Source organism: Paraburkholderia sp. BCC1886 (genome assembly GCF_900996245.1).
In the GTDB taxonomy this organism is placed as follows: Bacteria; Pseudomonadota; Gammaproteobacteria; order Burkholderiales; family Burkholderiaceae; genus Paraburkholderia.
In genome coordinates, this window is sequence record NZ_CAAJGK010000043.1 from 73,648 (window position 1) to 96,061 (window position 22,414).

Sequence of the window (22,414 nt, forward strand, 5' to 3'; positions counted from 1 at the left end):
ACGGGCGTGACGCATGCGCGGAAAAAACTGATCCTATCGTTCGAATTTTTTGTACGGAATGCGCTCCGTCTACATGGTTTTCGGTTATTCGACGCTCAGGCGTCGGAAGCCGCATGAAGTCGCGCTTCGAGAAAGCGGACGAACGCGCGCACCTTGCTGGACTGCCGCCGGTTCGGCAGGTAGGCGGCGTACACCACGGCCTCGCCCGAGTGCGGCCGCACATCGAACTGCTCGAACAGACGCAGCAAACGGCCCGCACGAAGCTCGGCGGCAACCTGCCAGCGCGGCAGTAATGCAATGCCGCGCCCGCACATGACGGCTGCATACAGGATGTCGAGGTTGTTGGACTGCATTTGCCCATGCACGTCGACACGCTGCTCGCCCTGCTCGTTCCGGTCACCGCGAAATGTCCACGTCTGATGCGTACGATAGCCGCCGCCATACGCCGAGCGCAGGCATTCGTGGCCGCCGAGCGCCTCGGGTTCGGCCGGCATGCCGCGGCGTTGCAGATAGTCCGGCGTTGCCACGACGTAGCGCGGATTGTCGGCCAGTTTGCGCACGATCAGATTAGCGTCGCGGTCGGCCCGGCCGATACGGACCGCGACATCGATGCGCTCGTGCGCGAGATCGACGAAATGATCGGCGACCAACACGTCGAGAAACACGCGCGGGTGGTCCGCGAGAAAAGCCGCGAGATGCGGTGCGAGACAGATGCGGCTATACGTGGACGGCACGGAAATACGCAGCGCGCCGACCGGCGACGCGCCGCTGTCGAACACGCTGTCGTCCGCTTCGGCGAGGTCGTCGAGCACCTTGGTGACCTGTTCGACGTAAGCGGTGCCGGCGTCCGTCAGGCTGACCTTGCGCGGCGTGCGGGTCAGCAACGCGGTGCCGAGCGACGCTTCGAGCGAATCCATCAAGCGCGTGACGGACGACGTGGCCACGCCCAGGCGCCGCGCAGCCTTGGAAAATCCGCCTGCATCCGCGACTTCGAGCAGGGTTTTGATGGCGAGGAGCTTATCCACGGTTGGCGCCTTCTGAATGGGATTGGTTGCACTCTATGTTGTGCCACACGCAACGCCCGTTTGCGCTGGCCGCCCATTCTAGCAATCAAACGCAACGATTAAGCTATGCATAGACTCGACTCGCCTCATCGGGCGGCAACGGTCGATCGCTATTGCGCTTAAGCTGTGCGCCACGCTTACCTGCTTCCCGGAATTTCAATCAAGGAGTTGTCATGTCGACCCCGACTCACACTGCGGCGGGCGGTAGTCACCCCGTCAAGATGACGCGCGGTCTGATCGCGCTGTTCGCGTTCTGTTGCGGCACGATCGTCGCCAACCTGTACTACGCGCAACCGATCACCGAACTCATCGCGCCGGACATTCGCATGTCCGGCGGCACCGCGAGTCTGATCGTTTCGCTGACGCAGATCGGTTACGCGTTCGGCCTGTTCTTTCTCGTGCCGCTCGGCGATCTGCTGGAAAACCGCAAGCTGATGATCGTCACCGCGCTGGTGTCGATCGTCAGTCTCGCCGCCGCGGCGCTCGTGCATCAGCCGGGCGTGTTTCTCGCCATCTCGCTGCTGGTCGGCTTCAGCTCGGTCGCCGTGCAGATTCTGATTCCGCTCGCCGCGCATCTCGCGCCGGACGAAACGCGCGGCAAGGTGGTCGGCACGATCATGAGCGGATTGCTGCTCGGCATTCTGCTGTCGCGGCCTATCTCCAGCGTGGTGGCCGGGCACTTCGGCTGGCGCACGGTATTCGGCTGCGCCGCCGTGCTGATGACTTTCGTCACCGCCGTGCTCGCGCTGACCATTCCGAGCCGGCAGCCGGATCACAAGGCTACTTACTTCGAACTGATCGGCTCGCTCGGCCATCTGGTTCGCACGATGCCGGTGCTGCGTCATCGCTCGTTCTATCAAGGTTTGATGTTCGCTTCGTTCAGTCTGTTCTGGACCGCGATCCCCATCGAACTCACCCGTCATTTCGGGCTGTCGCAAACGCAGATCGGCATCTTCGCGCTGGTCGGAGCGATCGGCGCGACCTCGGCGCCGGTCGCGGGACGTCTCGCCGATGCGGGCCACACCGTGCGCGCCACGTTGATCGCGCTGGTGGTCGGCGCGCTGGCCTATACGCCGGTGCTGGTCCATCCGGCCTGGGGCGTGATCGGACTGGTCGCGACAGGGGTCGTGCTGGACTTCGCCGTGCAGATGAACATGGTGCTCGGCCAGCGCGAGATCTACGCGCTGCACGCGGCCAGCAGAAACCGCCTGAACGCGTTGTATATGACGAGCATTTTCGTGGGCGGCGCGTGCGGCTCGGCGCTCGCCAGCCCGCTTTACGAACACGGCGGCTGGACGCTGGTAGCGGCGGTGGCGACGGCGTTTCCGTTGATCGCGCTCGTGCATTACCTGTTGATCGGGCGGCCGCACGCGGCGAGTATTGCGTGAAGCGACCTCAGTCCGAAGAAAGGATCGCCGTATAGCGACGCGCTGGTAGGGCGGCCCGCAGTCCAGCGGTGCCGCGCTACCCGCCCTACTTCTCCACCACCCCCAGCAGCGCCTGCTTCCCATCCACGTACTTGTACAGCGATATCACGCCATGCCGCAGATCGCCTTTCGCATCGAACTGCGTCCTGCCGAGTACGCCTTCGTGGTCCGTCGCAGGCATGGCCGCGAGAATCTTCGCGGCGTCGGTCGATTGCGCGCGCTTCATCGCGTCGACGATCACGCCCACTGCGTCGTAGGCAAACGGTGAGTTCAACACCGGCGCGTAACCGAAGCGCTTTTTGTAGCGCTCCACGAACGCCGGGCCGCCAGTCATTTTCAGCAGCGGCGCGCCCGCAATCGAGCAGATCACGTCGTCGGCCGCATCGCCCGCGAGTTTGGCGAGGTCGTCCGCGCACAGGCCGTCGCCGGCCAGCACCTTCACCGCAATGCCCAGTTGCTTCGCCTGTTTCGCAAACGGCCCGCCCGTGCCGTCGAGTCCGCCGTACATGATGGCGTCCGGCTTTTCGCCCTTGATTTTCGTCAGGATCGCGCGGAAATCCACGGCTTTGTCGGTGCTCGCGTCGTGCGAGAGCACCGTGATGCCGTCGGCTTTCGCCTGCTTTTCGAATTCGACCGCAAGGCCCTGGCCGTAGGCCGTCGAGTCGTCGACGATCGCGATCGTTTTGATCTTCAACGTTTTCGCCGCATAGTCGGCGAGCGTCGGCCCTTGCTGCGCGTCCGTCGCGACGACGCGATACGCCGTCTTGAAGCCTTGCTGCGTATAGACGGGATTCGTCGCGGAAGGCGACACCTGCACGATGCCCGCATCGCTATAAATTTTCGAAGCCGGAATGGTCGAGCCGGACTGCATGTGGCCCACCACGGCGACCACCTGCTCGTCGACCAGTTTCTGTGCGACCTGAGTCGCCTGACGCGGATCGCCGGCATCGTCCTGCGCGTCGAACACCAGCGTCACCTTCTGTCCGCCGATCACGAGACCGGTCTGGTTGATCTCTTCGACGGCGAGGCGCGCGCCGTTCTCGGTGTCCTTGCCGAGATACGACGCCGGTCCCGTCACGGGCGCGGCCTCGCCGATCTTCACCGTCTGATCGGCCTGGGCGACGCCCACTGCGGCCGCCGCCAATGTCCCCAACACGCCGACCGTCACGATGCCGCGACCCAAAGCCTGGTATTTGCTCATGCTTCACCCGATAAGAATTGTGGTTGGAACGAACGGCGGGTCGTGCAGATGAAGCGCGATACCGTTCGTCAGCGGGATTGAATTTATGCAGCCACAATCCGTTGCGATTGCATCGATCTGCCGGAAAATAGAAGAATTGCGGCAAGCCGTCCGCGCCGACCCGCCCGTATAATCGACCGGCCCACTCAGGAGTTCGCGCATGCCGGATGTCGACGCTTCCCTCCGCGCCACCCGCTCCGTCCAGCAACTGGTCGAGCGTCTGGATGCTTCGCCGCATACCGTCCAGGTCCGCCCGAGCCGGTCCGGCGCCGAACTGAGCATCGGCATCCTGCTGTGGCCGCGCTTTCCGATGCTCTCGCTCGGCGGCCTGTGCGACGCGCTGCGTCACGCAGCGGATCGCGGCGACCAGAGTCGCCAGTTGCGCTGTTTATGGACGATTGTCGGCGCGCAAGGGGAATCGATCGAAGCGAGTTGCGGCATCCCCGTGCAAGCGCAATCCACCTTTCCGGACGTCGCGCAGTTCGACTATCTGGTCGTGATCGGCGGATTGCTGCCGCATCTGGATCAGGTCGACCGGCGCTACTGGGACTATCTGAAGCAGGCCGCCGAAGCCGGCGTTCCGCTGGTCGGCATCTGCACCGGCAGTTTCGTGCTGGCGCGCGCGGGGCTCATGGAAAGCCACGTGGCCTGCGTGCACAGCTTCCATCTCGACGACTACCGGCACATGTTCCCGACGCTGCGCGTGGCGACGCACGTCGACTATCTGATCGACGGCGCGCGCATTACCTGCGCAGGCGGCATTTCGGTTCTCGAAATGGCCGCGCGCCTGATCAGTCTGCACTGCGGCCCGGACCGCGCGTCGAAAGTGATTCATCAGATGACGGTCAGCCGCCGCGGCGGCTCGTCGTTCGTCGAGCGGCGCGCGGCGCTCGGTTATCTTTCGGTCGACGATGCCGCCGTGCGCCACGCGGTGCTCCTGATGGAGGAAAACTTCGAGGCGCCGCTGAACATCGCGGTCATTGCCAGGATGATCGGCACTAGCGTGCGCAACCTCGAACGGGCATTCATGACGGAGATGAACACGTCGCCCAACGAGTTCTACCGGCGCATGCGCTTGCGTTACGCGCGCTGGATGCTCGTCAATACGAGCCGCAAGATCACGGACATCGGCTACGAATGCGGTTTCGCGGATGCCGCGCATTTCATCCGCGTGTTCCGCGAGGCCTATGGGGTGACGCCCGGCAAACTGCGCGGGCCGCGGACCGCGAGCGCCGCCTGAACCGGCCGCCTCTATCGAATCGGTCGAATCTGTCGCGATTCTTCTACTTTCCGGCAGATCGATGCAATGCACTTCGCCGGCGACTCCGTACAGTGCGGTCATCGGGCCGACGACGTGCACACGCATGTCGTGCGGTCATCCTGAACACGAAGAGAAAGCGGGTGCGGCGGTATGCGGATATCGATCCTCGGTGCAGGCGTCATCGGTCTGTCGAGTGCTTATTACCTCAGCAGGGCCGGACACGAGGTCACCGTCGTTGACCGTCATCCGGCAGTCGCGAGCGAAACCAGCGCCGCTAACGGCGGCCAGTTGTCGTATAGCTACGTCGCGCCGCTGGCCGGCCCCGGTGTGGTGTCGAAGCTGCCGCGCTGGCTCACGCAGCGCGACTCGCCGGTGCGCTTCCGTCCGCAAATGAGTGTCGAACAATGGCGCTGGTGCTGGCAGTTTCTAGCGGCGTGCACGCGCGAACAGAGCGAACTCACGATGCGCAATCTGCTGCCGCTGTCGTTCCTCAGTCGCACGCTGCTTCATGAATTGATCGCCGCGGAACCGTCGCTCGACTTCGACTTCGTCCGCTCCGGCAAGCTCGTCGTGCACCGCGAGTCCGGCTCGATGCAAAGCGCGGTCGCGTTGCTCGAATTCCAGCGCTCGCTCGGTTGCGAACAGCAGGCATTGAGCGCGGATGCCTGTGTCGATCTCGAACCGACGCTGGCCCATCTGCAGGCTCATCTCGCCGGTGGCATCTACACGGCGAGTGAAGACACGGCCGATTGCAGCCGCTTCTGCCAAGGCCTTGAAACAGTGCTGCGCGCTCGCGGCGTGCGGTTCCTGATGAATACGTCGATCGACGCCCTCAGGTCGGATGCGAGCGGACGCATCGCAGCCTGCAGCGGCGGTGCGCCGCTCGAATCGGATCATGTCGTGGTCGCCTCGGGTGCCGCCGCCGCGCGCTTGCTGAAACCCGTGGGCATCCACGTGCCGGTGTATCCGCTCAAGGGCTATAGCCTGACCTTCGATCTGCAAGCGCAGACGGTCGCGCCTCGCATCAGCGTCACGGATTTCAGCCGCAAGGTGGTGTATGCCCGCCTGGGTGAGCGGCTACGCGTCGCGGGTATCGCGGATATCGGCGGCTATTCGCTCGAGGCCGACCCGGCACGGCTGGCGACGCTGCGCGCCGAGGCGCAAGCCCTGTATCCGGATGTCGTGCGTTCTTGCCGCTCTAACGAATGGACCGGCTTGCGCCCGGCGACGCCGCGCGGCACGCCCATTGTCGGACCGACGCGCTATCGCAACCTGTGGCTGAACGTCGGCCATGGCGCGCTCGGCTTCACGCTGGCAACCGGCTCGGCCGCGCTGCTGACGCGGTGGTTCGAAAACGGCAACGGCAAAGCCGAAAACGACGATCTGCGCGACCTGTTCACAGTTTCGCACTGAAAAACCCACCTACCGACCTCGCATGACACACAAGGCCAACATCGTCGTGATCGGAACCGGCGGCACGATTGCGGGTCAGGGCAAAGCCGCCAGCAACACGTCCGCGTACCTATGCTCGGTGCTCGGTATCGATGAAATTCTCGCGACTATCGACCCTCGCAGCCTGGCGGTCGATCTGCGCGCGGAGCAGTTGCTGCAAACCGGCTCGGAGAATTTCGGCAATGAGCAACTGCTTGCCATCGGCAGGCGTGTAGCCGTTTTGCTCGCGCAAGACGATGTCGATGGTGTGGTGATCGCGCATGGCACCGATACGATCGAGGAAACCGCGTACTTTCTGCATCTCACGCTCAAGAGCGCCAAGCCGGTAGTCGTGGTCGGCTCGATGCGGCCCCCCTCGGCGATGAGTTCCGACGCCGCGCTGAACCTCTACGATGCGATCGCGGTCGCGGCGCACCCGGCGTCGGTTGGCCTGGGCACGCTGGTCGTCGCGAACGACGAGATACATACCGCACGGGATGTCACGAAGGGCAACAGCTTCAAGGTCGAAGCGTTCCGCTCGCCGTACGGGCCGCTCGGTTATGTGATCGAAGGCCGGCCGCGCTATTACCGGCATCCGTGTCGCGCGCACACGCTCGCGACACCGTGGTCGGCCGGCACGCTTGCAAGCTTGCCTCAGGTCGATATCGTGCAGGCGTACGGCGCGCTCGAAGCGGAAACGGTGAACGCGCTCGCCGCGCGTGCAAACGGATTGATCTTCGCGGGCACCGGTAACGGCAACGTCCCGGCGCATCTGATCGAGCCGTTGCGCGATGCCGCCCGGCGCGGTGTTCACGTGGTGCGCGCGTCGCGCACGGGCAGCGGCATCGTGCTGCATAACGGCGCGCAACCGGACGACCTGTACGACTGGCTGAGCGTCGACGACCAGGTGCCGTCGAAAGCCCGCATCCTGCTGATGCTTGCGCTGACGCAATCCCGGGACGTGCAGACCTTGCAAGCGGTGTTCGAACGCTACTGAATTTCGCGCTCGTCACGTTCATCGCGTTCATCGCACTAAAGAGGCTTACCGCCCACCCGACCGCGTCGCCGATCGCACCGCCGTATCGCTTCGCGCGTCGTCGCGATCCGCGCCGATCGTCAGCCCCGCCTGCGCCAGCAGACGCCGCAGCCCCAGCTTCGGATAACTCCGTTCGACCGCACGCATATCGGCGCGCGTCTCTTCGATAATCCAGTCGCGCACGTCCGCCGCGACCTGCCGCAACGGCCGGTTCTCCGGCCACACCAGGCAGCAGCGCCGGTTCGTCACGATCAGTTCTTCTTCGGCGGGTAGCAGTGCGCCGTCGACCAGCCAGTGCGAGATCACGTTCAGCCAGCCGAGCGCGACGCCTTGCCCGAGCAACGCGGCTTGCACGACGATGGCGTAATCGTTGAAGCTCAACATGCTGGCAGCGTGCCGCCCCTGCGCTGCGAACGCCGGGAAGCGCTCATGCCAGCCGCGCTCGCCGTCGTCCATCACGATCACCGTATCGCCGTGTTCGCGGCCCGCCTCCGTTGCCGCGCTATCGTGATAGCGCCGGTTGCATACCGGCAGCAAGGTTTCCGGCATGACGAGCGCGCTGTTCTCGCCGATCTCGTCCTCGCGCAGGAAGCGCATGCCGAGATCCACGTCGACGAGCGGGCCGCCGATGCGCCCCGAGATGAGCTGGAATCGCAAGTCGACGTTGGGGAATGCCTGATTCAGCCGGCTCATGCGCGGCATCAGCCAGTGCGTCGTGAATGCGGTAGACACCGACAGCGTGACCGACTCCACGCCAGTCGCGCGCGCCTCGATCTCGCGGATGGCGTTTTCAATGCCGTTGAAGCCTTCCGATATCTTCCGGTAAAGGATCGTGCCATTCTCGGTCAACTCGATGCCGCCGCGCACGCGTTCGAACAAACGCACGCCGAGATGGTCTTCCATACGCGAGAGCATGCGGCTCACCGCGGGCTGGCTGACATATAACTCCTGCGCCGCGCGGGTGAAGTTACCGCAGCGCGCCGCCGCTTCGAACACGAACAGGGCGTTGGCGCTCGGCAATTTTTTACGGAGATTAGGCATGACCTGATGTTATGCCCGATCCAACAATTTGGGAATTGCCGCCAAAAATAGTGCGGCCTATATTTTCCCTAACGCAGGCTTCTAGAGCGAGACAAGACTTCATGGATGCACGAGCGAAAACAGGTGTTTCGATCCGATCAGCCGCGAAACGTTATGGGCCTGTCGTGGCCCTCGACGACGTTTCACTCGATATCGCCCCCGGCGAATTCGTCTCGCTGCTCGGTCCTTCGGGTTCGGGCAAGACCACGCTGCTCGGCATTCTCGGCGGCTTCGTGCAGCCGAGTTCGGGTGCGGTCTGGGTCGGCGAACGCGACATTACCTACGCGCCGCCGCACAAGCGCGACATCGGCATCGTGTTCCAGAACTACGCGCTGTTCCCCCACATGAGCGTCGGCGAAAACGTCGCGTTCCCACTGCGCGCACGCCGTCAACCGAAAGGCACATGGGCGAAGAAAGTCGCCGACGCGCTCGCCATGGTCGAACTCTCCGGTTATGAGAACCGCGGTATCGCGCAACTCTCGGGCGGCCAGCGGCAGCGTGTAGCACTGGCCCGCGCCATGGTGTTCGAGCCGCAACTCATCCTGATGGACGAACCGCTCTCCGCGCTCGACAAACAGTTGCGCGAAACCATGCAGATCGAACTGCGCCGGTTGCATCGCAAACTCGGGGCGACGATCGTCTACGTGACGCACGACCAGCGCGAGGCGCTCACGATGAGCGACCGCGTCGCGGTGCTGAAAAATGGCCGGCTCGTGCAGATCGACACCCCCGAGCGGCTCTACGACCGACCGTGCGATGCGTTCGTCGCGAGCTTCATCGGCGAGGCGACCCTGCTTGCGGTGACGCGCGCCGGCGACGACGCGGTGCGGCTCGGCGAGACGGTGCTGCGCACCGCGCATCCGCTGCCGCCCGGCGACAAACTCCAGCTCGCCGTGCAGACCGAAAAGCTCGTGATCGACAGCGGCGAACCGAGGGAATCGGTCAACCGTCTGTCGTGCCGGGTCACCGAGGTGCTGTACCAGGGCGAAAGCCTGCGCGTGTTCGCAACGCTGGCCGACGGTACCGCGATCAGCCTGCGGCAACCCGGCGGTTACGACGCCCGCCGCCGTATTCCCGAGCCCGGCGCGTCGATGAACGTCGTGCTCGATCCCCAGGACACGATCGTCGTGCCCGCCTGATTCCACATAGCTACTCCCCGCCCTGCCCGGGCAATCGCTCTTCTCTTTCACGCACACTGCAAAAGGATGATTTTCATGAAGCTCACCGATTTCAAGGTCCTGACGTTCGACGTCGTCGGCACGCTGATCGATTTCGAGCGCGGCGTACTGACCTCCATACGACGCCTCGGCGGCGCCGCCGCAAAAGACCTGACCGACGACCAGATTTTCGAGCCCTACCTGCGTGGCCGCGCGACCTACCCCGGCCGCTCGAGTCATGAAATGTCGAACGTCTACCTGTTCGTCGCGAAAGAACTCGGTCTGCCCGACGACGCGCAATCCGCCGCCGCCTTCCAGCGCGACGTGCTCGACTGGCCGGCGTTCGCGGATTCGGTCGCGGCGCTCAAGCGTCTGCGCAAGCACTTCCGTCTGGTCGCGATGACCAATGCGGACCGCGTGGCGCTGTCGAGCTATGCGCACACGCTCGGCGACCCGTTCGACGACACCGTCTGCTGCGACGAAACCGGCGTGGCCAAGCCCGACCCGCAATTCTTCGCGTACAACCGCGGCCGTCAGGCAGCGTTCGGCTACAAGTTCGACGAAATCCTGCATACAGCGCAGAGCCAGTATCACGACATCGGCGTGGCGACCAGACTCGGCTACTCGACCTGCTGGATCGAACGCCGTCAGGGCACGAAGGGCTTCGGCGGTTCGCCGACGCCGGACGTCGTGACCACGCCGACCTTCACGTTCGCGACGCTCGGCGCGCTCGCGGATGCCGTCGAAGCCGAAGCACGTCTCGCCGCCTGAGCCCATGCTCGCGCCGACGACACCCAGAACGCCGCCGCCCGCCACACTGTGGCGGGCCCTCGCCGACGCCGCGCCGGACGGCGGCGCGGCACTCAGTGCCGGCGCCCCGCTCGGGCGCGATCTCGAGGTCGAGGTCGCTGTGATCGGCGCGGGCTATTCGGGCCTCACCGCTGCGTATGCATTGCAAAAACGCGGCGTCGATTGCGTGGTGCTCGATGCCAACCCGGTGGGCTGGGGCGCGAGCGGCCGCAATGGCGGCGTGGTGTCGTCCAAGTTTCGACTGTCGTTTCCGACCATCGACAAGCTGCATGGTCTCGATACCGCGAAGCGCATGCATCGGCTCGCGCACGAGGGCGTGCGGGTCGTCGAAACGCTGGTCGACGAATTCAAGCTCACGCGTGCCCGCTTCGAAGCGACCGGCAGCCTGCGTTGCGCACACACCGAGTCCGCGCTTGCCGCGATTCGCGCGGAGGCCGACTGGGTCCGCACGCATCTGGGCGACACCACGATGACGGCGCTATCGCGCGCCGGGATCGAACACGAGACCGGTTCGAAAGGTTTCGTCGGCGGCGTGCTGAGCGCCGATGCCGGCACGATTCTGCCGCTCGAATACGTGCGTGGACTCGCGCGCGGCATCACGCAACGCGGTGTGCCGATCTACGAATCGACACCGGTTCAACAGATGCTTCGCAGGCCCGGCGAGCAGCACGTGACGCTCGTCACACCGGGCGGCACGGTGCGCGCGAAGCAGGTGATCGTCGCAACGAATGCGTACTCCGATCTCACGCCGGCGACTGCGGCGTATCAGCGCGAACTCGTGCCGTTTCGCAGCGCGATGATCGCCACCGAACGGCTTTCCCCCGAACTCGACGCGCGGTTGATGGTCGAACGGCGCAGCTACACCGAAACGCGCCGCATGATGAAGTGGTTCCGCAAGGTGGACGGCCGCATGCTGTTCGGCGGACGCGACGCGTTCGGCAAGGAAGGCCAGACTACGGGCTTCGACGCATTGCAGCGCGCAATGGTCGCGCTGTTCCCCGATCTCGCGGGCGTACGCGTGGACTACCGCTGGTCGGGCTACGTGGGTATGACGTTCAACTCGTTGCCGCACGTGGGACGCAGCGACGACGCGACGACTTTTTGTCTGGGGTATAACGGCGCAGGCGTCGCCATGGCGAGTCTGCTCGGTCAGCATGCGGCCGCGCTCGCGCTGGGCGGCACGCCCGAGCTTTCGCTGCTGGGCGCGCCGGGTTTGCGTCCCGTACCCTTCCATTCGCTGCGCGCGCCGGGTGTCCGACTCGTCGCCGCGTGGTATCAGTTTCTCGACGCCGTAGGTGCATGATGACAACCGCCAGACGGATGCTCCCGGGAGCCACCCCGATCCAAGCCGCCGGGTCCGATCCCGCCGCGCGCTATCAGCGCCGCGAAGATCGCACCATGTTTCTGCTGATGACGCCGGCGCTTCTCGTCATCGTCGTATTGCTGGTCGTGCCGCTCGCGTGGCTGTCGTGGCAGTCCATCTATCACGACGGTTTCACGCTCGACAACTACCGGCGCATGCTGACCGGTGCGTACCTCGAAACCTTCGTGCTGACTTTCAAGCTGAGCATTATCGTGACCCTGCTCACCTTGCTGCTCGGCTATCCGGTTGCCTACTTCGCCGCGTCGTTGCCGCCTAAACTGAGCGCTCTCGTGCTCGGCATGGTGATCCTGCCGTTCTGGACCAGCGTGCTGGTACGCACCTACGCGTGGCTCGTGCTGCTGCAACGCACGGGACTGGTCAACAAGGCGCTGATCGCGTCGGGTCTGGTGGAGCGGCCGGTTCAGCTCGCCTATAACCAGTTCGGCACGATCATCGCGATGGTTCACATCCTGCTGCCGTTCATGGTGCTGCCGCTCTACTCGGCGATGCAGAAGATTCCGTCGAACCTCTCGCAAGCGGGCGCGAGCCTTGGCGGCTCGCCGCTGCACGTGTTTCTGCGCGTGTTCCTGCCGCTGTCGTTGAGCGGCGTGTTCGCGGGCGTGACGCTCGTGTTCGTGCTGTGCCTCGGCTTTTACATCACGCCCGAACTGATGGGTGGCGGCAAGTCGATCATGGTGTCGATGGTCGTGAGCCGCAACGTCGAGATCTACAACAGTTGGGGCGCGGCAAGCGCGGTCAGCGTCGTGCTGCTGATCTGCGTGTTCGCGATCTTCTATGCGGCGAGCCGCGTAGTGCCACTCGAAAAGACCCTGGGCGCGAAATGAACAAACTCTCGTTCGGACGGATCGTCCTCGGCGCGGCCGTCGTGCTGATCCTGCTGTTCCTGCTGGTGCCGGTGCTGATTGTCGTGCCGATGTCGTTCTCCGACACGCGCTTCATGACCTTTCCGCCGCCGGGATACTCGCTGCGCTGGTATCACTCGTTCTTCGACAACCCCGCGTGGATCGACGCCGCGCGCACTACGCTCACCGCATCGGTGTGCGCCGCGCTGATCGCCACGCCGCTCGGCGTGGCCGCCGCGTACGCGATCCAGAACGGCACGCACCGCTTCATGCGCCATCTGCGCACCGTGCTGATGCTGCCGTTAATGGTGCCGATCATCATCGTCGCCGTGGGTGTGTTCTTCGTGTACTCGCAGGCCGGCTACGTCAACACGTTGAGCGGCCTGATTCTCGCGGACACGATGCTCGGTCTGCCCTACGTGCTGATCTCGGTCGGCGCCGATCTGCGCACCTTCGACCGCACGCAGGAGATGGTCGCGCGCAGCCTCGGGATGAATCGCCTGCGCAGCTTCATGGTGGTGACGCTGCCGCAGATCAAGGCGAGCGTGATTTCCGGCGCGGTGTTCGTGTTCATTCAGGCGCTCGACGAAACGGTGGTTGCGCTGTTCGTGTCGGGCGGCTCGAACCAGACGCTTACGCGCCGCATGTTCGTGACGCTGCGCGACGAGATCGACCCGACCATCGCCGCAATCAGCACCATGCTGACCGCCCTGACGCTCTGCCTCGTGATGATCGTCGTGGTGAGCCGCCGTTCCAGCGCGGCTCGCGCCTAACTCTTTCGCTCAAGCTCTTTACCTCATGCTCAATGCACTGAAGTTTTATATCGACGGCGCGTGGGTCGAGCCGTCGGGCGACGCACGCCGTGCCGTCGTCGATCCCTGCACCGAAGAAGCCTTCGCCGAAGTGGCGATGGGTGCGCCCGCCGATGTCGATCGCGCGGTCGCCGCGGCAAGAAACGCTTTTACGTCGTTCTCGCAGACCACGCCGGCCGAACGCCTCGCGTTGATCCGCCGGATTCTCGAGGTGTTTCTCGAGCGTCAGGCCGAGATGGGCGACATCATCTCGCGCGAACTCGGCGCACCGCTGCCGATGGCGCATGCGTGGCAGGCCGGAATCGGACGGCGGCATCTCGAACAGCTGATCCGCACGTGCGAGAGTTTCGCGTGGCAACGCACGAAAGGTACGACGCTGATCACGCACGAACCGATCGGCGTGGTCGCGCTCATCACGCCGTGGAACTGGCCGGTCAACCAGATCGTCTGCAAGGCGGCGCCCGCGATTGCAGCCGGTTGCACGATGGTGCTCAAGCCTAGCGAAGTCACGCCTTTGAACGCATTGCTGTTCGCCGAGATACTCGATGCGGCCGGCGTGCCGCCGGGTGTGTTCAACCTGATCAACGGCGACGGGCCGACGGTCGGTGCGGCGCTGGCCGCGCATCCCGATGTCGATATGGTGTCGTTCACCGGTTCGACGCGCGCGGGTGTCGAGATTGCGAAGCTCGCGGCGCCCACAGTCAAACGCGTACACCAGGAACTGGGCGGCAAGTCCGCGAATATCCTGCTGGACGATGTCGATTTCGAAGCGGCGGTCACGGCCGGCGTCAACTCCTGCTTCAACAACAGCGGCCAGTCGTGCAACGCGCCGACGCGCATGCTGGTGCCGGCGGCACGTCATGACGAAGCCGTGGAGATTGCGCGGCGCGCGGCGCAGGCACAACGCGTCGGCCCGGCGGATCACGAGTCGACGACCATGGGTCCGGTCGTCAGCAGCGTGCAGTTCGAGCGCGTGGAACGTTTGATTGCGATCGGTATCGAGGAAGGCGCGCAGGTCGTCGCGGGTGGGTTGGGACGCCCGGCCGGTCTGGAACGCGGCTTCTACGTGCAACCGACTGTGTTCGCCGATGTGCGCCCGTCCATGACCATCGCGCGTGAAGAAATCTTCGGCCCGGTGCTCGCTATCCTGCCGTATCGCGACGAGGAAGAAGCCATCGCGATAGCCAACGACAGTCCGTTCGGACTTGCGGCGTATGTTCAATCGGCGGATCTGGAGCACGCGCGGCGCGTAGCATTCAGGCTTCGCGCGGGCAGCGTGCATCTGAACTATCCGGCGTGGGATGCCGGTTCGCCGTTCGGCGGGTACAAGCAGTCGGGCAACGGACGCGAGTACGGCGAATGGGGACTCGAAGCGTTTCTCGAAGTAAAGGGGATCGTGGGATACGGCGACTGACGAAACCGTTGGCGTCTTGCTGAAACAGGGAACGTCGCATTGCGTTTGCAATGCGACGTTTTTTTCAGGCACGGCCGCGCAACATATCGGCGATGCGTTCCGCGATCATGATGGTCGGGATGTTGGTGTTCGCGCACGGAATCGACGGCATGAGCGATGCGTCGCAGACATAGAGTCCGCTGACGCCGTGCACCGCGCCGCGTGCGTCGCAGACCGCCAGCGGATCGGTGGCGGCGCCCATGCGGCAGGTGCCGGACGGATGCCACGTGCCGCCCACCGAACTCGTGACGAAACGCGTCAGCGCGCGATCGTCGGCGAGAAGCTGGTCGAGCGTCACGCCTTGCGTGACCACGCTGCGCACCAGCCAGCCGCGCAACGGTCCGGCGATATCGAGCAGTGCGCTCAGCAGCCCGCGTTGCACGGCATTCCACAGACCCGGCACGGCCACGCTGGCCACGCGCGGCGAATAGCTCGACGGCAACAGCGCGCTGCGGTGCTTCGCCATCAGCGGATCGGCGAGCGTCGTCGCGCCGAAACGCAGCGCGAGCTTCAGGCGTTCGAGATCGCGCGGGTCGGACAGCATGTTGAATTCGACCGTGGGTTCATCGCGCGGATCGGCGGATGCGAGGCTCACGCGGCCGCGCGAGTAGGACTTGTTGACCCAGAAGAAAATCGTCCCGAGCCGGTAGCCGACCGAATGCCAGCCCGATCGCGACAGGATCGCGCCGTGCATGTCGCCGGGCACGGTGTCGCTCACGCCCGACGAAAAGCGCACGATCGCCTGCTCGTGATGCTCGTCGGGATAAGGCGTGCGCGCGCTACGCGGCAACACCGCGGAGACGGCGATCGACGGATGCTCCATCAGATTGCCGCCGACGCCGGCGCGGTCCGCGCGCACCTCGATACCAAGCGCGGCCAGTTCGGCCGCCGGGCCGATGCCGCTTCGCATCAGCAGCGCCGGCGTGTGCACGGCGCCGCTGCACACGATCACCTGGCGGGCATGCAAGGTTTCGCTCCTGCCGTCCGCACTGGTGACCCGCGCGCCGATCGCCCGCTTGCCGTCGAACAGCACGTGCTCGACGAGCGTCTGCGTACGGAGGGTGAGATTGGGACGCGCACGCACCGTGTCGTCGAGATAGCAGACCGAGGTCGGGATGCGCTCGCCCGCTTCGCTCACCGCGATCGATCCGATGAACGTGCCGTCCTGCCACGGACCGTTCTGATCGTCGCGCTGCGGGTGACCGCGCGCGTCGAGCGTCGCGAGCACCGCTTGCACGAACGGCGAGATGCGCGCCCATGGCGTGCGCTGAATGCGCACCGGCCCGCTCGCGCCATGCAGCGCGCCGTCGAAGTCGCAATCGGTTTCGAGCTTGCGGAAGTACGGCAGGCAGGCGTCCCAGTTCCAGCCGTCGGCGCCGAGTGCCTGCCATTCGTCGTAGTCGGCGGGCGCGCCGCGGTTGGCCATCAGCGCGTTGATCGCCGAGCCGCCACCGAGCAGACGCGCCTGTTCGTATCGGCGGATCGCGGCCGGCGCGCTCATGCGTGCCTTCAGGCGCTGCCAGATGTTCGCGGTGTCGAGATAGGCACGCCCGGGATAGCGGCTGCGCACCGCGGCGGGCATGTCGGTTGGGGAGATGTTGCGGCCGGCCTCGACGAGGCAGACGGTCTTGCCGGCATCTTCGGAAAGCCGCGCGGCCAGCACGCAGCCGGCCGAACCGCCGCCGAGAATCAGATAGTCGATCACGTTCGATGAATGCGCTGACGGTGAGACGGGCGGAACGCGCAAAAAGCGCCTGAAATAAGGGCGATTAGCGAGCAAGCGACGAACTGCGCCGCTTGCCGTATCACGACTTACTGCATGAATTTCAGCCAGCGCGCCTTCGCCTGAATGCCGGCGTCCGACGCCCACCACTCTTCCGACATCAGCGTCTGCACGGCCGCATTTTCCGGCGAGCTAGGCAATTCGCTCGCGCGTTTCGCCGTGATCTTGCCGGTCTTGAACGCCGCCGGATTGCCCGGACCGTAATCGATATACAACGGCAAGTTGGCCTGCAGGTCCGGCGACACGGCCGCGTTGACGAACTTGATCGCGTCGGGCAGATTCGGCGCGTTCTTCAGCACGCACAGTTGTGTGTTCTGCAAGATGCCGTCCTTGTACGTGAAGTCGATGTCGGGATTGTCCTTGCGAACCGCGCTCGCGCGGCCGTTCCAGATCATCGTCATGTCGACTTCGCCGTCGTGCAGCAATTGCGCCGACTGGCCACCCGAGGTCCACCACACCGTCACGTCGGGCTTGATCTGCTGGAGCTTCCTGAACGCGCGATCGACATCGAGCGGATAGAGCTTGTCGCGCGGCACACCGTCGGCGAGCAGCGCGGCTTCGAGCACGGTTTGCGGATCGTTACGCAATGCGCGCGTACCGGGAAACGCCTTCACGTTCCAGAAATCGGCCCAGCTTTGCGGCACTTTCTTCAACGTCTTCTTGTTGTAGCCGATCACCGTCGAGTAGAACTCATAGGCGACCGAATACGGCGTGCGGTATTTCTCGGGCATCGCGGCCGCGTTCGGCAGCTTCGAAAAATCGAGCTTTTCGAGCAGCCCTTCCTTGCCGCCGCGCAGACAGTTGGCCGTGGGGGTGTCGACCACGTCCCAGATCGGCTTGCCCGTCGCGCCCTGGGCCTTGATCTGCGGCCACGCGTCCGGAATGCTGTCCTGGTTCACGGTGATGTCGAGCAGCTTTGCAGCCGGATCGAGAATGGCTTTGGTCTGCGCTTCCTGATAAGTCCCGCCTTGAGAGACGAAGGTAATCTTTCCAGCGGCGAGCGCCGATGTCATGGCAGCAGGCACCAGGCCCACGACACTGACAACCAGCAAAGCAGCAAGCGGGCGTAAAACCGGGCGCAACATTGGCTTCTTGATCACGACCATGTCCTCGAAACGGTTAAGAAGAAAAATATCGTGGCTGAAATGCAAGTTGAGTTGAATATAGTGACTCCGTTTTTTGGCGACAACGCCGCAATTGTTGTGGGGGTCATGACATCACGTTATGCCACGTGTTAACCCGACGCCGATCCCCGAACGGCTCCCGTACCGGATTTCATCCCGGAATCCGTACCGGTACTGTACCGGGTGCGCTCGCTAGAATGCTGCCCAGTCTTTCATTCCGACATCCCGGAGCCTTCCATGTCCTTCCTGAGCTTCAGCGCGCTGCCCGCCGGTATGCTGTTCGCGCTCGTCACGTCCATTACGCCGGGGCCGAACAACACCATGGTGCTGGCCTCGGGCGTCAACTTCGGTTTTCGGCGGACCTTGCCGCATCTGTCGGGAATCAGCGCCGGTGTCGTGCTGTTGATGTTGTCGGTGGGAATCGGTCTCGGTGAAGCCTTCGTGCATTTTCCTGTCCTGTACACCGTGCTCGAAGTCGCGAGCGTCGCTTATCTGCTGTATCTGGCGTGGAAGATCGGCACGTCGGGCGAACTGAAAGTCAAACAGGGCGAACGCCGCCCGATGAAGTTTCTCGAAGCGGCCGCTTTTCAATGGGTCAATCCGAAAGCCTGGATGATGGTGCTGACCGCCGCCACCACGATTCATCTGTGCGAGAGCACCAGCCTGAACGCCGTGGCCATGGCGGTGGTTTTCTATGTGATCGGCTTTCCTTGCATCTGTGTGTGGGCCGGCTTCGGCACCGCAATGCGCCAGGTGCTGTCGAACCCGAAGTGGTTGCGCGTTTTCAATCTGACGATGGCCGCCTTGCTCGTGCTGTCGCTTTACCCCATCGCATTGAAGCTGCTCGGCATGGGCGGCTAAAGCGCACCGCGTCCCACCTGTTCGATGAATCGCCACAACCCGTCGTCGGTCGAATACGGCGCGTTGAAGCGGAACCAAGCGCTGGGGGCATCGTCGGGACGGAAGTAGGAGCCCGGCGCGAGCCAGATGCCATGCTGCAATGCCGCGGTTGCCACCGCCCCCGCTCGCTCCGCTTCGATCGGCAGACGCGCCCACAGAAACAGCCCGGCGCGCGGCCGGTGAAACAGCTCCAGCCCTAGCGAGTCGAGCCGCTCTTCCACCGTGGCATGCGCGAGTTTGAGGCGTTCGTTGACCGTCTCCACGTGACGCGCGTAGCGCCCTTCCAGCAATACCTTGTCGACGATCCGCTCGATCGCCTCCGACGACGTCAGCCCCACCGCCATCTTCGTGCGCGCCAGTTCGCGCAGCACGGCCTGCTCGGCGACCACGTAGCCGCAGCGCAGCCCCGGCGTCACAGTCTTCGAAAAGCCGCCGACGTAAAGCACGCGCTGCAGCCCTTCCATCGCCGCGAATAACGGCGCGCCGGACGGCGCCAGTTCGCGGCTCACGTCGTCCTCGATCACCCACATGCGTTGCCGCTCGGCAATCTGCAGCAAGCGGAACGCCGCCGACATGCCGAACGTGGCGCCGGTCGGATTCTGCAGCGTGGTGTTGACGAAGATCGCCTTCGGCTTGTGCTCGGCAACGAGCGCTTCGAGCACGTCGGTGTCGACGCCTGCGGGCGTGCGCGGCACACCGTGCACGACCAGTCCCGCGAGCTTGAGAATCTGCAGCAGATTGCAATAACCGGGGTCTTCGACAATCACCGCATCGCCCGCGCGCAGCAGAGTGCGCACGATCAGATCGAGCCCTTGCGTCGCGCCCTGCGTGAGCAGCACGTTGGCGACGTCGACGGGCAAGCCGCGCCGGTCGAGTTGCTCGGCGATCCGCTCGCGCAAAGGCGCAAAGCCATACGGATGGCCGTAATCGCCGAGACGCGCCGCGGGCACCCGGCTCATCGCGCGCAACGCATGCTGCAAACCCGATTCGTTGATCCACTCGTTCGGCAGCCAGCCGCCGCCGGCCTTGATCGGCACGGAATGATCGGCGAACACGTCGGACAGCAGCCAGTTGGCCGTGAGGCTCGGCGGTTGCCAGTCGGTCGCCGCGACGCGCTTCGCCTTAGCCCGCACCGCCACGCGATAACCCGAGCCGCGCCGTGCCACCACCAGACCCATCGACACCAGCCGGTTGTACGCTTCTGTCACGGTGAAGGTGCTGAGCTCGTGGCTTTGCGCCAGTTGCCGCACCGACGGCAGCAACGCGCCGCCGCGCAGCGATTGCGCCTCGATGGCGCGCGCGAAGCCTTGCACGACCTGTTCGACGAGCGTAGGAGCCGCGCGCCGGTCGCGCTGGAGTTGAAGTTCGATCATGGTTGCCGTAGAGCGACGAAAGCGGGGCCGCGGCATGCCGCCCGATACCGGAGGTTAGCGATCGGCACAGTTAGCGTCAATCGGCCAATACAGTTCGCGCCCCACCGCTGCAACTGTTTATGCCGACATTAAATCGCCGGCGCTAGAGTTTCGGCACGCCCCAGAGGACCACTCGTCGGGGAACCCACTTCGAGGAACACATCATGACTTCGCGCCCCGTCATCGACGATCTGTCGTCTTTCTGGATGCCCTTTACCGCCAACCGCCAGTTCAAGGCCGCGCCGCGCCTGCTGGAATCGGCGAAGGGCATGTACTACCGCAGCACGGATGGACGCGAAGTGCTCGACGGCTGTGCGGGGCTGTGGTGCGTGAACGCAGGGCATAGCCGCGACGAGATTGTCGCCGCCATCACCCAGCAACTGTCGACGCTCGATTTCGCGCCGACGTTCCAGATGGGCCACCCGCTCGCGTTCGAAGCCGCGACCAAAGTGGCCGAACTGATGCCGGAAGGGCTCGACCGGATTTTCTTCACCAACTCCGGGTCGGAATCGGTCGATACGGCGCTGAAAATCGCGCTGGCTTATCACCGTTCGCGTGGCGAAGGACAACGCACGCGTTTGATCGGCCGCGAGCGCGGTTATCACGGCGTGGGTTTTGGCGGCATTTCGGTGGGCGGTATCGCGCCGAATCGCAAGATTTTCTCCGGCGCGCTGCTGCCGGCCGTCGACCATCTGCCGCACACGCACAATCTCGAACAGAACGCTTTTTCGAAAGGCCAACCGGCGTGGGGCGCTCATCTTGCCGATGAACTCGAGCGCATCGTCACACTGCACGATGCGTCGACCATTGCCGCGGTGATCGTCGAACCGGTTGCGGGATCGACCGGCGTGCTGATTCCGCCGCAAGGCTATTTGCAGAAGCTGCGCGACATCTGCACGAAGCACGGCATCCTGCTGATTTTCGACGAAGTGATCACGGCTTTCGGCCGGGTCGGCAAGGCAACCGCCAGCGAGTATTTCGGCGTGACGCCGGATCTGATCACCATGGCGAAGGCCATCAACAACGCGTCGATTCCGATGGGCGCCGTGGCCGCGAGCCGCACGATTCACGACACCATCGTGAACAACGGTGCGCAAGGAGCCATCGAGCTGTTCCACGGCTATACGTACTCGGCGCATCCTGCAGCCGTGGCCGCGGCGATCGCAACGCTCGATCTGTATCGACGCGACAATCTGTTCGATCGCGCGGCGTCGCTCGCGCCGGCCTTCGAAACCGCTGCCCATTCGCTGCGCGGCGCGAAACACGTGAAGGACGTTCGCAACCTCGGTTTGATCGCCGGCGTCGAACTCGAATCCCGTGACGGCGCACCGGGCGCGCGGGCTTACGAAGCATTCGTCAAGTGCTTCGAAGCCGGCGTGCTGGTGCGTTTCACGGGCGACATCCTGGCATTCTCGCCGCCGCTCATCATCGACGAAGAGCAGATTGCGCACATCTTCAAGACCGTGGGCGACGTGCTGGCGACGATCGCTTGACGCATTACCGATGAGCTCGAGCCGCTCGCGTCTGAGCGGCTTTTTTTGCGGCCGCCGAGCGGCCCGATTCGCCCTTCGTCGTCGCCGCTTTTTTCGCTGCGGCGGAGCGGCTGGCGGCCGGACGCTTCGCTGCTGCGGACTTCGTCTGTTTCGACAGCGCCGTATGCGATGCGCCGGCTTTGCCTTCGCGCTTCAGCGCGCTAGTTGCGGCGCGCGAGCGTCTTGCCGTCGATTCCGTGCTGGCGGTGCTGGCGGTTCCGCTGGTGCCGGACTTCGTCGCGCTCTTACGCGCCGTGGTCTTGTGCTGCCCCGCCGCATTATCCTTAACCGCCTTCTTGCGCGTCGCTTCGCTCGTGGCGCCCTTCTTCGGCGATTTCACCGCCACGCCGGCCCGCCGCGCTTCGGATAGTCCGATAGCCACCGCCTGTTTGGCCGATCTCACGCCATGCTTGCCGGCGCGCACCTTATCGACCTGCTCCTTGATGAATTCACCTGCCTGTGTGCTCGACGCTTTACCGGCACGCTTGTCGGCTCGGGCACGCTTGATGGTTTTCTCTTCGGGCATCACGGTTCTCCGGTTGACTGTAGGCCCTTGAATCGCAGCAACGGCTGTGCCGGGGAGTCGAAGGTCGATGAAGTAACGGCGGTTGTGAGGGGTCGCGCCAGGGTGTCAGTCGGCGTATGGTGGCAACGAGGGTCGGCACC

At 64.5% G+C, this 22,414-nt stretch carries 19 protein-coding genes; 12 read left to right on the forward strand and 7 right to left on the reverse strand.

What is annotated here, in order from left to right; genetic code table 11:
* Window positions 1-95: 95 nt before the first annotated feature.
* A complete protein-coding gene (locus FQ746_RS13455; protein ID WP_144109879.1) occupies window positions 96-1,025 on the reverse strand; it encodes a LysR family transcriptional regulator in 930 nt (309 codons plus the stop codon).
* Window positions 1,026-1,237: 212 nt separating this feature from the next.
* On the opposite strand from FQ746_RS13455, the gene FQ746_RS13460 reads away from it, so the two are divergent.
* Window positions 1,238-2,452 (forward strand): MFS transporter, encoded by a 1,215-nt coding sequence (locus FQ746_RS13460; protein WP_144109880.1) that lies wholly within the window; start codon window positions 1,238-1,240, stop codon window positions 2,450-2,452.
* A gap of 85 nt (window positions 2,453-2,537) precedes the next feature.
* Here FQ746_RS13460 and FQ746_RS13465 read toward each other — a convergent pair whose 3' ends face one another.
* Window positions 2,538-3,692, reverse strand: coding sequence for a branched-chain amino acid ABC transporter substrate-binding protein (locus FQ746_RS13465; RefSeq protein WP_260854018.1), 1,155 nt, complete (start codon window positions 3,690-3,692; stop codon window positions 2,538-2,540).
* A gap of 199 nt (window positions 3,693-3,891) precedes the next feature.
* Here FQ746_RS13465 and FQ746_RS13470 point away from each other — a divergent pair, with 199 nt between their 5' ends.
* The 3 genes from FQ746_RS13470 to FQ746_RS13480 all read left to right on the forward strand — a co-directional run bounded on the left by FQ746_RS13470 (window position 3,892) and on the right by FQ746_RS13480 (window position 7,420).
* The gene (locus tag FQ746_RS13470; protein ID WP_144109881.1) at window positions 3,892-4,971 is read left to right on the forward strand and encodes a GlxA family transcriptional regulator; all 1,080 of its coding nucleotides are present in this window, start codon (window positions 3,892-3,894) and stop codon (window positions 4,969-4,971) included.
* Between the two features lie 171 nt (window positions 4,972-5,142).
* Window positions 5,143-6,405: a D-amino acid dehydrogenase gene (locus FQ746_RS13475; RefSeq protein WP_144109882.1), complete on the forward strand. Its 1,263-nt coding sequence runs from the start codon at window positions 5,143-5,145 to the stop codon at window positions 6,403-6,405.
* A gap of 22 nt (window positions 6,406-6,427) precedes the next feature.
* Entirely contained in the window at window positions 6,428-7,420 is a 993-nt protein-coding gene (locus FQ746_RS13480) for an asparaginase (protein WP_144109883.1), read from the forward strand.
* 45 nt (window positions 7,421-7,465) lie between these two features.
* Here FQ746_RS13480 and FQ746_RS13485 read toward each other — a convergent pair whose 3' ends face one another.
* Window positions 7,466-8,500 (reverse strand): LysR family transcriptional regulator, encoded by a 1,035-nt coding sequence (locus FQ746_RS13485; protein WP_144109884.1) that lies wholly within the window; start codon window positions 8,498-8,500, stop codon window positions 7,466-7,468.
* Between the two features lie 101 nt (window positions 8,501-8,601).
* Between FQ746_RS13485 and FQ746_RS13490 the strand changes: the two genes are divergently transcribed.
* From FQ746_RS13490 to FQ746_RS13515, 6 genes are all read left to right on the forward strand, one after another.
* Window positions 8,602-9,678, forward strand: a complete 1,077-nt coding sequence (locus tag FQ746_RS13490) for an ABC transporter ATP-binding protein (RefSeq protein ID WP_144109885.1) — start codon at window positions 8,602-8,604, stop codon at window positions 9,676-9,678.
* A 75-nt stretch (window positions 9,679-9,753) separates the two neighbouring features.
* On the forward strand, window positions 9,754-10,467 hold the full coding sequence (locus FQ746_RS13495) for an HAD-IA family hydrolase (RefSeq protein ID WP_144109886.1): 714 nt from the start codon (window positions 9,754-9,756) through the stop codon (window positions 10,465-10,467).
* A 4-nt stretch (window positions 10,468-10,471) separates the two neighbouring features.
* A complete protein-coding gene (locus FQ746_RS13500; protein WP_144109965.1) occupies window positions 10,472-11,809 on the forward strand; it encodes an NAD(P)/FAD-dependent oxidoreductase in 1,338 nt (445 codons plus the stop codon).
* A complete protein-coding gene (locus tag FQ746_RS13505) occupies window positions 11,806-12,714 on the forward strand; it encodes an ABC transporter permease (protein WP_144109887.1) in 909 nt (302 codons plus the stop codon). The genes FQ746_RS13500 and FQ746_RS13505 overlap by 4 nt, the downstream gene beginning before the upstream one ends.
* Complete coding sequence (locus FQ746_RS13510; RefSeq protein ID WP_144109888.1) at window positions 12,711-13,505, forward strand: ABC transporter permease; 795 nt, start codon at window positions 12,711-12,713, stop codon at window positions 13,503-13,505. The genes FQ746_RS13505 and FQ746_RS13510 overlap by 4 nt, the downstream gene beginning before the upstream one ends.
* Window positions 13,506-13,530: 25 nt before the next feature.
* The gene (locus FQ746_RS13515) at window positions 13,531-14,958 is read left to right on the forward strand and encodes an aldehyde dehydrogenase family protein (protein WP_144109889.1); all 1,428 of its coding nucleotides are present in this window, start codon (window positions 13,531-13,533) and stop codon (window positions 14,956-14,958) included.
* A gap of 64 nt (window positions 14,959-15,022) precedes the next feature.
* Here the strand turns inward: FQ746_RS13515 and FQ746_RS13520 are convergent, their stop codons facing one another.
* Both FQ746_RS13520 and FQ746_RS13525 read right to left on the reverse strand, forming a co-directional pair.
* On the reverse strand, window positions 15,023-16,702 hold the full coding sequence (locus FQ746_RS13520; RefSeq protein WP_144109890.1) for a GMC family oxidoreductase: 1,680 nt from the start codon (window positions 16,700-16,702) through the stop codon (window positions 15,023-15,025).
* Window positions 16,703-16,809: 107 nt separating this feature from the next.
* Window positions 16,810-17,865: an ABC transporter substrate-binding protein gene (locus FQ746_RS13525; protein WP_409932398.1), complete on the reverse strand. Its 1,056-nt coding sequence runs from the start codon at window positions 17,863-17,865 to the stop codon at window positions 16,810-16,812.
* Window positions 17,866-18,141: 276 nt separating this feature from the next.
* Here FQ746_RS13525 and FQ746_RS13530 point away from each other — a divergent pair, with 276 nt between their 5' ends.
* Window positions 18,142-18,765: a LysE family translocator gene (locus tag FQ746_RS13530; protein ID WP_144109892.1), complete on the forward strand. Its 624-nt coding sequence runs from the start codon at window positions 18,142-18,144 to the stop codon at window positions 18,763-18,765.
* Here the strand turns inward: FQ746_RS13530 and FQ746_RS13535 are convergent.
* Window positions 18,762-20,177: a PLP-dependent aminotransferase family protein gene (locus FQ746_RS13535; protein ID WP_144109893.1), complete on the reverse strand. Its 1,416-nt coding sequence runs from the start codon at window positions 20,175-20,177 to the stop codon at window positions 18,762-18,764. The genes FQ746_RS13530 and FQ746_RS13535 overlap by 4 nt on opposite strands.
* Window positions 20,178-20,380: 203 nt before the next feature.
* On the opposite strand from FQ746_RS13535, the gene FQ746_RS13540 reads away from it, so the two are divergent.
* Window positions 20,381-21,709, forward strand: a complete 1,329-nt coding sequence (locus FQ746_RS13540; RefSeq protein ID WP_144109894.1) for an aspartate aminotransferase family protein — start codon at window positions 20,381-20,383, stop codon at window positions 21,707-21,709.
* A 4-nt stretch (window positions 21,710-21,713) separates the two neighbouring features.
* Here FQ746_RS13540 and FQ746_RS13545 read toward each other — a convergent pair whose 3' ends face one another.
* On the reverse strand, window positions 21,714-22,274 hold the full coding sequence (locus FQ746_RS13545; RefSeq protein ID WP_144109895.1) for a DUF6496 domain-containing protein: 561 nt from the start codon (window positions 22,272-22,274) through the stop codon (window positions 21,714-21,716).
* Window positions 22,275-22,414: the final 140 nt, after the last annotated feature.

What these genes read in the sequence shown, in the direction of transcription:
- FQ746_RS13460 (WP_144109880.1), top strand. Translation starts at nt 1,238, where the DNA reads ATGTCGACCCCGACTCACACTGCGGCGGGCGGTAGTCACCCCGTCAAG.
- FQ746_RS13465 (WP_260854018.1), bottom strand. Translation starts at nt 3,692, where the DNA reads ATGAGCAAATACCAGGCTTTGGGTCGCGGCATCGTGACGGTCGGCGTG.
- FQ746_RS13470 (WP_144109881.1), top strand. Translation starts at nt 3,892, where the DNA reads ATGCCGGATGTCGACGCTTCCCTCCGCGCCACCCGCTCCGTCCAGCAA.
- FQ746_RS13475 (WP_144109882.1), top strand. Translation starts at nt 5,143, where the DNA reads ATGCGGATATCGATCCTCGGTGCAGGCGTCATCGGTCTGTCGAGTGCT.
- FQ746_RS13480 (WP_144109883.1), top strand. Translation starts at nt 6,428, where the DNA reads ATGACACACAAGGCCAACATCGTCGTGATCGGAACCGGCGGCACGATT.
- FQ746_RS13485 (WP_144109884.1), bottom strand. Translation starts at nt 8,500, where the DNA reads ATGCCTAATCTCCGTAAAAAATTGCCGAGCGCCAACGCCCTGTTCGTG.
- FQ746_RS13490 (WP_144109885.1), top strand. Translation starts at nt 8,602, where the DNA reads ATGGATGCACGAGCGAAAACAGGTGTTTCGATCCGATCAGCCGCGAAA.
- FQ746_RS13495 (WP_144109886.1), top strand. Translation starts at nt 9,754, where the DNA reads ATGAAGCTCACCGATTTCAAGGTCCTGACGTTCGACGTCGTCGGCACG.
- FQ746_RS13500 (WP_144109965.1), top strand. Translation starts at nt 10,472, where the DNA reads ATGCTCGCGCCGACGACACCCAGAACGCCGCCGCCCGCCACACTGTGG.
- FQ746_RS13505 (WP_144109887.1), top strand. Translation starts at nt 11,806, where the DNA reads ATGATGACAACCGCCAGACGGATGCTCCCGGGAGCCACCCCGATCCAA.
- FQ746_RS13510 (WP_144109888.1), top strand. Translation starts at nt 12,711, where the DNA reads ATGAACAAACTCTCGTTCGGACGGATCGTCCTCGGCGCGGCCGTCGTG.
- FQ746_RS13515 (WP_144109889.1), top strand. Translation starts at nt 13,531, where the DNA reads ATGCTCAATGCACTGAAGTTTTATATCGACGGCGCGTGGGTCGAGCCG.
- FQ746_RS13525 (WP_409932398.1), bottom strand. Translation starts at nt 17,865, where the DNA reads ATGTTGCGCCCGGTTTTACGCCCGCTTGCTGCTTTGCTGGTTGTCAGT.
- FQ746_RS13530 (WP_144109892.1), top strand. Translation starts at nt 18,142, where the DNA reads ATGTCCTTCCTGAGCTTCAGCGCGCTGCCCGCCGGTATGCTGTTCGCG.
- FQ746_RS13535 (WP_144109893.1), bottom strand. Translation starts at nt 20,177, where the DNA reads ATGATCGAACTTCAACTCCAGCGCGACCGGCGCGCGGCTCCTACGCTC.
- FQ746_RS13540 (WP_144109894.1), top strand. Translation starts at nt 20,381, where the DNA reads ATGACTTCGCGCCCCGTCATCGACGATCTGTCGTCTTTCTGGATGCCC.
- FQ746_RS13545 (WP_144109895.1), bottom strand. Translation starts at nt 22,274, where the DNA reads ATGCCCGAAGAGAAAACCATCAAGCGTGCCCGAGCCGACAAGCGTGCC.